The organism is Rugamonas rivuli (assembly GCF_009380165.1).
Classification (GTDB): Bacteria; Pseudomonadota; Gammaproteobacteria; order Burkholderiales; family Burkholderiaceae_D; genus Rugamonas; species Rugamonas rivuli.
This window is the reverse complement of the sequence record NZ_WHUF01000009.1, coordinates 15,096-26,289: the sequence shown is the minus strand read 5'-3', so window position 1 is coordinate 26,289 and position 11,194 is coordinate 15,096. Positions and strand designations below refer to the sequence as shown.

Sequence of the window (11,194 nt, the reverse complement as noted above, 5' to 3'; positions counted from 1 at the left end):
CTAGGCTCCAACGTCAAATTGGGTATTACCAGCGATTTTATTTCTGAAATGCCTGAGCTAAACGCGAGAAAAGCGTCGCACTTTAGTTCTTAACGTCAATATCGAAGCCAACTTTAGATCCCAGCGCCAAGATTTTGCCCCCCGTTAACATTTATATGGCCTTGAGGCATCACATAGTTTCGTTTAATCGGGAGCAAAATTTAGCGCCGGCAGCCGCCCTGATCGTACAAAGCGACTTTTTTGCTTACCGCATTAAGTCTTTTTATTTACTGAGTGCAATGCAAAAAACGGGCCAACTTTTCCAGATTGCATCATAAAACCCGGGCCCGGAGGGTAAAACGGCAGGGCTTGCGCCCTGCCGTTGATCACTGCTATGTCGTATTACTTGCCCGGTGAAGCCAGGAAGCCGTGGCCGCCTTGCGCTTGCAGCGCTTTGAGGCGCAGCTCGCTGTCGGTGGCCGCCTGGTTTTCCGCGCCCAGCGGCTTGTCGCTGAACTGCTTGATCGCCCCGGCCAGCTGCGCCACGTTGCCGCTGACGCCGCTACCCGGCTGTTCCAGCTTGGCCGCCGCCGGCGTTGCCGCGGCGTTGCCGGCAAAGCTGGACAGCGCCTGGGCCAGGCCGCTGACGTTGCCGCTCAGGTTGCTGGTCGGCGTGGTGGCGAACCACACGTCGGCCGCCGCGTGGGTGGCGCCGTCGGCCGTCTCGAAGGTCGAGCTCAAGCCGAGGATGTTGCCGTTGTTGACGGCGCCATCCTTCTTGACATCCAGGTTCAGCTTGGTGATGCCCAGGTCCTTCAGCGATTTGAGCTCGTCGGCCTGGCTGACGCCGTCGGCGTTGCCGTCGACCCAGACGCGCAGGTCGGCGAAGGCGCTGTCCTTGGCGTCGATCACGCCGTCGCCGTTGGTGTCCAGTTCGGCCATCGCTTCGTAGCCGGTGGCCGCCTTCTGGCCGTTGGCCAGCGTGGTGCCCGAACCGAACAACTCGCTACCGTCGTTGATGATGCCGTCGTGGTTGCGGTCCAGCGCCAGCAAGCCGTCGCCGCCGGCGGTCCAGCCGGTGTTGACCTTGTTGCCGTTGGCCAGCAGGTCGAACTGCACGCCCTGGCCCAGTGCGGTGGTCTGCACGCCGTTGCCGTTCAAGTCCAGCACGATCGGGGTCAGGTAGGACAGCGCATGGGTCTGGTCGGTGCTCATCGCGTGGATCTGGTCGCTGGTCATCGCGTGCAGCTGCATCGAGGTCAGCGCGTGCACCTGGTTGGTGGTCAGCGCGGCGATTTCCGCGGTGCGCAGGCTGGCGATCTGACGGGTGCTCAGCGCGGCGACCGCGTTGGTGCCCAGCGCCACCAGGTCGGCCGTTTCCAGCGCCGCCAGGGCGGTGGTCGACAGGCCCACCACTTGGGCGGCGGTCAGCGCGGCCACCTGGGCCGAGGTCAGCGCCACGCCCTGGTCGGAGCTCAGCGCGCCCAGCTGGACGGTGGTCAGCGCGCCGATCTCGGCGGTCGAGAAGGCGGCGATGCTGGCGGTGGCCAGCGCGGCGACGTTCCGGGTCGACAGCGCGGTCACTTGCGCGGCGCTCAGCGATACGGCCTGGGCGGTGGTCAGGGCGGCGATTTGCGCGGTGCTCAGGCCGGCCGAGAAGGCCGAGGTGGCCAGCGCGGCGATCTGGGCGGTGCTCAGCACGCTGACCTGGGTGGTGGACAGGCCGGCCAGCTGGGCGGTGCGCAGCGCGGCGACGTCGGCGGTCGACAGGCCGGCCAGGTCGGCCGTCTCGATCGCGCCGATGCTGGCGGTGCTCAGCGCCACCACTTGCGCGGTGCTCAGCGCGGCCACCTGGGCCGACGTCAGCGCCACCACCTGGTTGGTCGACAGCGCGGCGATGCCGGCCGTGCTCAGCGCCGCCAGCGAGGCGGTGGCCAGGGTGTTGACCTGGGTGGTCGTCAGTGCGGCGACCTGGGCGGTGGTCAGGGCGGCGATGGCGGCCGTCTTGATCGCCGACAGGTCGGCCGTTTCCAGCGCGGCGATGGCGTTGGCGGTCAGCGCCACCACCTGGGCGGTGCCCAGCGCGGCGGCTTCGCCGGTGGTCAGGGCGACGACCTGGTTGGTGGTCAGCGCCTTGAGCTGGCTGGCGCTCAGCGCGGCGATGGCGTTGGTCGACAGCGCGGCGAAGTCGGCGGTTTCCAGCGCGGCGATGCCGTTGCTGGTCAGGCCGGCCACTTGCGCGGCGGTCAGCACGCTGGCCTGGGTGGTGGACAGCGCGACGATCTGGTTGGTGGACAGCGCGGCCAGCGCGGCCGACGACAGCGCCAGGATCTGGCCGGTCGACAGCGCGCCCACCTGGTCGGTGGTCAGGCCGGCCAGCTGGGCGGTGCGCAGCGCGGCGATGTGGCCGGTGGACAGGCCGGCCAGGTCGGCGGTCTGGATCGCGCCGATGGCGTTGGACGACAGCGCGGCCACTTGCGCGGTGCCCAGGCTGGCGATCTGCGCCGAACCGAGCGCGACCACCTGGTTGGTGGACAGCACGGCGATGCCGGCGGTGTTCAGCGCGGCGATGGCGGCGGTCGCCAGCGCGCTGACCTGGCCGGTGGTCAGGGCCATGACCTGGCCGGTGCTCAGCACGTTAATGGCGGCGGTCTTGATCGCGGCCAGGTCGGCCGTTTCCAGCGCGGCGATGGCGTTGCTGGTCAGCGCCGCCACTTGCGCGGTGCTCAGCGCGGCCGCTTCGGTGGTGCTCAGCGCCACCACCTGGTTGGTGGTCAGGGCCTTGACCTGGTTGGCGCTCAGCGCGGCGACGGCGTTGGTCGACAAGGCGGCGAAGTCGGCGGTTTCCAGCGCGGCGATGCCGTTGCTGGTCAGGCCGGCCACCTGGGCGGTGGTCATCACGCTGGCCTGGGTGGTGGTCAGGGCGACGATCTGGTTGGTCGACAGCGCGGCGACCTGGGCGCTGGTCAGCGCGGCGAACTGGGCGGTCGACAGTGCGGCCACCTGGTCGGTGGACAGGCCGGCCAGCTGGGCGGTGCGCAGCGCGGCGATGTCGTTGCTGCTCAGGCCGGCCAGGTCGGCGGTCTCGATGGCGCCGACGCCGTTGGCGCTGAGCGCGGCGATTTGCGCGGTGCTCATGCTGGCGATCTGGGCCGAGGTCAGCGCCACCACCTGGTTGGTCGACAGCGCGGCGATGCCGGCCGTGCTCAGCGCGGCGACCGAGGCGGTGGCCAGGGTGTTGACCTGGGTGGTGGTCAGCGCGGCGACCTGGGCCGAGCCCAGCACGGCGATGGCGGCGGTCTTGATGGCCGACAGGTCGGCCGTTTCCAGCGCGGCGATGGCGTTGGTCGACAGCGCGGCCACTTGCGCGGTGCTCAGCGCGGCGGCTTCGCCGGTGGTCAGGGCGACGACCTGGTTGGTGGTCAGGGCCTTGACCTGGTTGACGCTCAGCGCGGCGATGGCGTCCGAACGCAGCGCGGCGAAGTCGGCGGTCTCCAGCGCGGCGATGGCGTTGGTGGTCAGCGCCGCCACTTGCGCGGTGGACAGCACGCTGGCCTGGGTGGTGGTCAGCGCGACGATCTGCGCGGTGGTCAGGCCGGCGACGGCGGCGGTGGTCAGCGCGACGATCTGGTTGGTCGACAGCACGCCCACCTGGTCGGTGGTCAGGCCGGCCAGCTGGCTGCTGCGCAGCGCGGCGATGTCATTGGTCGACAGGCCGGCCAGGTCGGCGGTCTGGATGGCGCCGATGGCGTTGGACGACAGCGCGGCCACTTGCGCGGTGCCCAGGCTGTTGATCTGGGCCGAGCTCAGCGCGGCAACCTGGTTGGTGCTCAAGACGGCGATGCCGGCCGTGCTCAGCGCGGCGATGGCGGCGGTGCCCAGGCTGCTCACCTGGCCGGTGGTCAGCGCCATGACCTGGCCGGTGCCCAGCACGGCGATGGCGGCGGTCTTGATCGCGGCCAGGTCGGCCGTTTCCAGCGCGGCGATGGCGTTGCTGGTCAGCGCCGCCACTTGGGCGGTGCCCAGCGCGGCCGCTTCATTGGTGCTCAGCGCAACGATCTGGTTGGTGGTCAGCGCCTTGACCTGGTTGGCGCTCAGCGCGGCGATGGCGTTGGTCGACAAGGCGGCGAAGTCGGCGGTCTCCAGCGCGGCGATGCCGTTGCTGGTCAGGCCGGCCGCTTGCGCGGCGCTCAGCACGCTGGCCTGGGTGGTGGTCAGCGCGACGATCTGGTTGGTCGACAGGCCGGCCACCTGGGCGCTGCTCAGCGCGGCGAACTGGGCGGTCGACAGTGCGGCCACCTGGTCGGTGGACAGGCCGGCCAATTGGGCAGTGCGCAGCGCGGCGATGTCGTTGCTGCTCAGGCCGGCCAGGTCGGCGGTCTCGATGGCGCCGATGCTGTTGGCGCTGAGCGCGGCGATTTGCGCAGTGCTCATGCTGGCGACCTGGGCCGAAGTGAGGGCGACCACCTGGTTGGTGGACAGCGCGGCGATGCCGGCGGTGGAGAGCGCGGCGACCGAGGCGGTGGCCAGGGTGTTGACCTGGGTGGTGGTCAGCGCGGCGATCTGGGCCGAACCCAGCGCGGCGATGGCGGCGGTCTTGATGGCCGACAGGTCGGCCGTTTCCAGCGCGGCGATGGCGTTGGTCGACAGCGCGGCCACTTGCGCGGTGCTCAGCGCGGCGGCTTCGCCGGTGGTCAGCGCGACGACCTGGTTGGTGGTCAGGGCCTTGACCTGGTTAACGGTCAGCGCGGCGATGGCGTCCGAACGCAGCGCGGCGAAGTCGGCGGTCTCCAGCGCGGCAATGGCGTTGGTGGTCAGCGCCGCCACTTGCGCGGTGGACAGCACGCTGGCCTGGGTCGTGGTCAGGGCGACGATTTGCGCGGTGGTCAGGCCGGCGACGGCGGCGGTGGTCAGCGCGACGATCTGGTTGGTCGACAGCACGCCCACCTGGTCGGTGGTCAGGCCGGCCAGCTGGCTGCTGCGCAGCGCGGCGATGTCGTTGGTCGACAGGCCGGCCAGGTCGGCGGTCTGGATCGCGCCGATGGCGTTGGACGACAGCGCGGCCACTTGCGCGGTGCCCAGGCTGTTGATCTGGGCCGAGCTCAGCGCGGCAACCTGGTTGGTGCTCAAGACGGCGATGCCGGCGGTGCTCAGCGCGGCGATGGCGGCGGTGCCCAGGCTGCTCACCTGGCCGGTGGTCAGCGCGACGACCTGGGCGGTGCCCAGCGCGGCGATGGCGGCGGTCTTGATGGCCGACAGGTCGGCCGTTTCCAGCGCGGCGATCGCGTTGGTCGTCAGCGCGGCCACTTGCGCGGTGCTCAGCGCGGCGGCTTCGCCGGTGGTCAGGGCGACGACCTGGTTGGTGGTCAGCGCCTTGACCTGGTTGACGGTCAGCGCGGCGATGGCGTCCGAACGCAGTGCGGCGAAGTCGGCGGTCTCCAGCGCGGCGATGGCGTTGGTCGACAGGCCGGCCACTTGCGCGGTGGACAGCACGCTGGCCTGGGTGGTGGTCAGCGCGACGATCTGGTTGGTGGTCAGGCCGGCCACGGCGGCGGTGCTCAGCGCGGCGATCTGGTTGGTCGACAGCGCGCCCACCTGGTCGGTGGTCAGGCCGGCCAGCTGGCTGCTGCGCAGCGCGGCGATGCTGTTGGTCGACAGGCCGGCCAGGTCGGCGGTCTCGATGGCGCCGATGGCTTTGCTGCTCAGCGCGGCCACCTGGCCGGTGGAGAGCGTGCCGATCTGCGCCGAGGTCAGCGCGACCACTTGTTCGGTGTCCAGCGCGGCGATGCCGGCGGTGCTGAGGGCGGCGATGGCGGCGGTCGACAGCGAATTCACCTGGCCGGTGGTCAGCGCGGCCACCTGGGCCGAACCGAGCGCGGCGATGGCGGCGGTCTTGATCGCGGCCAGGTCGGCCGTTTCCAGCGCGGCGATGGCGTTGGTCGACAGCGAGGCCACCTGGGCGGTGCTCAGCGAGGCCGCTTCATTGGTGGTCAGCGCGACGACCTGGTTGGTGGTCAGGGCCTTGACCTGGGCCGTGCTCAGCGAGGCGACCGCGTTGGTCGACAGCGCGGCGAAGTCGGCGGTCTCCAGCGCGGCGATGGCGTTGGTCGACAGGCCGGCCACCTGGGTGGTGGAGAGCACGCTGGCCTGGGCGGTGGTCAGGGCGACGATCTGGTTGGTGGTCAGGCCGGCGATGGCGGCGCTGCTCAGCGCCGACACCTGGTTGGTCGACAGCGCGCCCACCTGGTCGGTGGTCAGGCCGACCAGCTGCGCGCTGCGCAGCGCGGCGATGCTGTTGGTCGACAGGCCGGCCAGGTCGGCGGTCTGGATCGCGCCGATGGCCTTGCTGGTCAGGGCGGCCACTTGCGCGGTGCCCAGGCTGCTCAGCTGGGCCGAGGTCAGCGCCACCACCTGGTCGGTGGACAGCACGGCGATGCCGGCAGTGGAAAGCGCGGCGACGGCGGCGGTCGCCAGCGAGTTCAGCTGGCCGGTGGTCAGCGCCGCCACCTGGGCGGTGGTCAGGGCGGCGATGGCGGCGGTCTTGATGGCCGACAGGTCGGCCGTTTCCAGCGCGGCCACGGCGGCGGTCGACAGCGCGGCGACCTGGATGGCGCTCAGCGCGGCCGCTTCATTGGTGGTCAGCGCGACGATCTGGTCGCTGCCCAGGGCCTTGATCTGGGCCGAGCTCAGCGCGGCGATGGCGTTGGTCGACAGCGCGGCGAAGTCGGCGGTCTCGAGCGCGGCGACGGCGTTCGACGACAGCGCGGCCACTTGCGCCGTGCCCAGCACGCTGGCCTGGGCGGTGGTCAGGGCGACGATCTGGTTGGTCGACAGCGCGCCGACGCCGGCCGCGCTCAGCGCGGCGATCTGGTTGGTCGACAGCGCGGCCACCTGGCCGGTCGACAGGCCGACCAGCTGGGCGGTGCGCAGCGCGGCGATATCGTTGGTCGACAGCGCGGCGATGTCGGCGGTCTCGATGGCGCCCAGCGCCTTGCTCGACAGCGCGGCCACCTGGGCCGTGCTCAAGGCGGCGATGGCCGACGACGTCAGCGCGACGGCCTGGTCGGTGCTGAGGGCGGCGATGCCGGCCGTGCTCAGCGCGGCGACGGCGCCGGTCGACAGCGAGGTGATCTGGGCGGTGCTCAGCGCCGCCACCTGGGCCGTGCTCAGCAGGGCGATGGACGCGGTCTTGATCGCGGCCAGGTCGCCGGTTTCCAGCGCGCCGATGGCGTTGGTGCTCAGCGCGGCGACCTGGGTCGAGGTCAGCTGCGCGGCCTGGTTGCTGGTCAGCGCGACGACCTGGTTGGTGGTCAGCGCCTTGACCTGGCTGGCGCTGATGCCGCCGATGGCCGAGGTCGACAGCGCGGCGATGTCATTGGTCGACAGCAGGGCGAAGCTGGCGGTCTGCAGCGCGCCGATCTGGCTCGAGGTCAGCACGCTCATCTGCAGCGTGGTCAGGTAGGCGGCCTGGGTGGTGGTGATGCCGCCGGCCAGCTGGGCGGTGGTGAAGACCGGGATTTGCGAGGTCGTGAACGCGCCCAACTGGTCCGAATTGAACGCCGCGATGTCGGCAGTCGCCAGGGTCAGAATCTGGGAAGTGCTGAGGGTGGCAAGTTGTTCGGTGGTAAAGGTGGTCACGAAACTCATACTATTTCTCCTGGAGGTACTACGCTGTCAGCTCGAAAAGCAAGCCGGACAGTCAGCTTGTGCCTGACATCCGACCCCTGTAATGGATAATGTTGCTATTTTAAAAACTTTTTAATGATGCCGCCGGGAAAAATCCGGCTTGTACTGTACATAACGACGGAATTTTGAATTTCATTAAGTAAACTTTTTTTCCACCATCAAGTTTCGCTGCGGCGGCTGGAAAAAGGAGCTTGAACGGAATTTCAGAAGGGCGATTATATCGCACTAAATTTCCCAAAAGAATTTTTTTCAGTGTTGTCGCGGCCGCGCAACCTGCCCGGAAAGGAATATTTATCTTATAAAAAAGTTGTTTTAATGTGTAAGCAAGGCGCCAAGCCGGCTAGCGAAAATGTATCCACACGGATATTTTGCATCGGCTGTGTGACCGGACGATGACCGGTGCATAATGCTGTTTCGCCCCCCCCACCCGACGCTGGAGATCCGCCGCCATGAAATTGCCACTGCTATTGTTGTTGCTCTGCCTGGGCAGCGCCCACGCCGCCGGCCAGGCGCCGCTGGCCGCCGCCGCCGTGGCCGACGCCACCCGCCCCGACGCCGACCGCGCGCGCGACGCCGACCGCAAGCCGGCCGAGATGCTGGCCTTCGCCAAGGTGCAGCCGGGGCAGACGGTGGTCGATTACTTCGCCGGCCGCGGCTACTTCACCCGGCTGTTCAGCACGGCCGTCGGCCCGCAGGGCGCGGTGTACGCGGTGACGCCGCAATTGCTGCTCGACCGCCTGCAGGGCAAGCCGCTGCCGCCGCCGGTGTCGGCCGAGCCGGGCCGGGCCAACGTCCATGAAACCGTGGGCGCGGCCTCGCTCAACGTGCCGGTCAAGGCCGACCTGGTGTGGACGTCGCAGAATTACCACGACATCCGCATCTGGGGCGGCGCCGCCGGCACGGCCGAGCTGAACAAGGCGGCGTTCGCGGCGCTCAAGCCGGGCGGCTACTATATAGTGCTGGACCATGCCGGCGTGGCGGGGCTGGACGAGGCCGGCATGGCCGGGCTGCACCGCATCGACGAGGCGCTGGTCAAACAGGAAGTGCTGGCGGCCGGCTTCGTGCTGGACGGCGAATTGCAGGCGCTGCGCAATCCGCAGGACGCGCGCACGGCCCGGGTGTTCGAGACCGGCATCCGCGCCCACACCGACCAATTCATCCTGCGCTTCCGCAAGCCATGACCGCCATCTCCGCCCCGCGCCGCCTGGGCGCCGGCCTGACGTGGGCCGCCCTGGCCGCCCTGTCGTCGCTGGCGCCCGCCGCCCAGGCCTGCCGCTACACCGAGCTGGCGGCGCTGGAGCTCAACATCCAGGCCGCCTCCGGCATGCCCTACATCGACGGCCAGGTCAACGGCAGGACGGTGCGCATGCTGGTCGACACCGGCTCCGCCAGGACGCTGCTGACCCGCGCCGAGATGGACCGCCAGCAGTTGCCGCTGACCCGCACGCTGAACCGCGTGCGCGGCATGGGCGGCGACAGCGCGCAGTACGCGGCCCAGCCGGAGGAAGTGGTGATCGGGCCGTCGCGCGTGGCGCGCGCCTGGTTCCCGGTGGTCGACGGCGCCGACTATCCGGGCTACGGCGGCATGGTGGGCGCCGACTACCTGCTGCAGTCGGACCTGGAAATCGCGCTGGCCGAGCGCAAGCTGAAGTTCTTCCGCGACGAGGGGTGCGGCGCCAAATCGCTGGCCTACTGGGATGCGCAGGCGCTGGACGTGCCGCTGGAGTTGAGCGACCGCCACAGCGCCGCCTATGTGCAGGTGCAGCTGAACGGCCGCGCCGTGCGCGCGCTGATCGATACCGGCGCCGAGCAGTCGGTGGTCGATGTCGGCACGGCGGCGGCGCTGGGCGTGGCCGCCGGCGCGGCCTTCGACAGCTTCGTCCTCGGCGAGGAGCGCATCGGCAACCCGCGCATCGCGCTGGCCGACATCCCCAACACCCAGCAGTTCGGCATCAAGCATGTCGACATGCTGCTGGGCCGCGACTTCCTGCGCGCCCACCGGGTGCTGCTGTCGGCCAGCCAGCAGCGCTTTTACTACAGCTATCTGGGCGGCCAGGTCTTCGGCGCGCGGTAGCGCCACGCCAGCACGGCGGCGGTGGCGGCCAGCAGCGCCAGCGCCACCAGGTTGAGCACCACCACGCCGCTGTGGAAGCGCAGCACCAGGCCGATGCTGACGCCGGCCTTGACCGCGAACTGCCAGCCGCCGGCGAACGGGTAGACGCTGACCAGCTGCAGCGCGTAATACAGCGCGCCGCCCCACAGGCCCAGCTTCCAGCGCTTGAGCGACAGCACGGCCGACAGGAAGCCCAGCATGGCCGCGCCGTACAGCAGCGGCAGCGCGTCGGCCGGCTGCGGCTCGCCCAGCAGCCCCAGGCTCACGCCCAGCGCCAGCGCGCTGTTGAGCAGCAGCACGCGCGCCACCCACTTCTCGAATTCCTGCATCATCTGTATGGTCCGGTTGTCGGGCTTCAGCCGAAGCGCTGCTGGTAGGCGCTGGGCACCACGCCCAGCTGCGCGGAAAACGCGCGCCGCAGATTGTACTCGTTGCCGAAGCCGCTCTGGCTGGCGGCCCGCTTGACGCTCATGCCGGGCCGCTCCAGCAGCCCGCAGGCCGCCTCCATCCGCAGCCGCAGCAGCAGCTGGGCCGGCGACACGCCCGCCTCCTGCTGCAGCCGCCGGTGCAGGGTGCGCACCGAGACGGCGAACGCCGCCGCCATCTGCTCGACGTCGATCTGCCGCTTCAGGCGCGGCCGCAGCCAGTCGGTCAGCTGGCCGTGCAAGCCCTGCGGGTCGGCCTGGGCCAGCAGCTCGGAGCTGAACTGGCGCTGGCCGCCGGGGCGCTTGAAGAACACCACCAGCCGCTTGGCCGTGTCGAGCGCCGCGCCGCGGCCCTGGTCTTCCTCGACCAGGCTCAATGCCAGGTCCATGCCGGCGGCGATGCCGGCCGACGTGTAGTAAGGGCCATCCTTGACGTAGATCGCGTCGTCCAGCACCTGCAGCTCCGGATACTGCGCCTGCAGCTGGGCGGCATCCATCCAGTGCGTGACGGCGCTGCGGCCTTGCAGCAGGCCGGCCTGCGCCAGCACGAAGGCGCCGGTGCACACCGCGCAGCAACGGCGCACGCCGCTTGCGCCCAACGCCGCGCGCCGCACCCAGCGCACATTGGCCGGCTCCAGCGCCGCACTGTCGCCCCGTTCGAGGCCGCGGCCGCCGGCCACGATCAGGGTCGATCCTGCCAGGCTGCGCCGGGGCAGCGGCTCCGTCATCACGCTGACGCCGGCGGTGGACGCCACCAGCCCGCCGCCGGACGCGATCATGCGGATGCGATAGGGCTCGGGCAGGCCGGCGTCGCGCGCCTCGTCGTTGGCGCTGGCGAACACCTGCGCCGGGCCGGTGGCGTCCAGCAGCACGAAGCCGGGGTAGACCAGCAGCCAGATGTCGATGGGTTTCATATGGCAGATATTCAACCATGAATGTCATTTGTGTCAACCGCCGCGCGGGCATGATGGATGCATCTATTCAAGGGAGC

5 protein-coding genes are annotated in these 11,194 nt (G+C 69.7%); 2 read left to right on the top strand and 3 right to left on the bottom strand.

Features of this window, described 5'->3' with window-relative positions; all coding sequences use genetic code 11:
• Window positions 1-381: 381 nt before the first annotated feature.
• Window positions 382-7,626, bottom strand: a complete 7,245-nt coding sequence (locus tag GEV01_RS27020; protein ID WP_235914603.1) for a heme utilization protein — start codon at window positions 7,624-7,626, stop codon at window positions 382-384.
• Window positions 7,627-8,114: 488 nt separating this feature from the next.
• Here GEV01_RS27020 and GEV01_RS27015 point away from each other — a divergent pair, with 488 nt between their 5' ends.
• Together GEV01_RS27015 and GEV01_RS27010 are read left to right on the top strand one after the other, a co-directional pair.
• The gene (locus GEV01_RS27015) at window positions 8,115-8,846 is read left to right on the top strand and encodes a class I SAM-dependent methyltransferase (protein WP_152808951.1); all 732 of its coding nucleotides are present in this window, start codon (window positions 8,115-8,117) and stop codon (window positions 8,844-8,846) included.
• Window positions 8,843-9,739 carry a retroviral-like aspartic protease family protein gene (locus tag GEV01_RS27010; RefSeq protein WP_152808949.1) on the top strand — a complete coding sequence of 299 codons (897 nt, stop codon included), beginning with the start codon at window positions 8,843-8,845 and terminating at the stop codon, window positions 9,737-9,739. The genes GEV01_RS27015 and GEV01_RS27010 overlap by 4 nt, the downstream gene beginning before the upstream one ends.
• Here the strand turns inward: GEV01_RS27010 and GEV01_RS27005 are convergent.
• Window positions 9,706-10,110, bottom strand: coding sequence for a hypothetical protein (locus GEV01_RS27005; protein ID WP_152808947.1), 405 nt, complete (start codon window positions 10,108-10,110; stop codon window positions 9,706-9,708). The two genes, GEV01_RS27010 and GEV01_RS27005, sit on opposite strands and share 34 nt — an antisense overlap.
• Before the next feature lie 23 nt (window positions 10,111-10,133).
• A complete protein-coding gene (locus GEV01_RS27000; protein ID WP_152808945.1) occupies window positions 10,134-11,117 on the bottom strand; it encodes a GlxA family transcriptional regulator in 984 nt (327 codons plus the stop codon).
• Window positions 11,118-11,194: the final 77 nt, after the last annotated feature.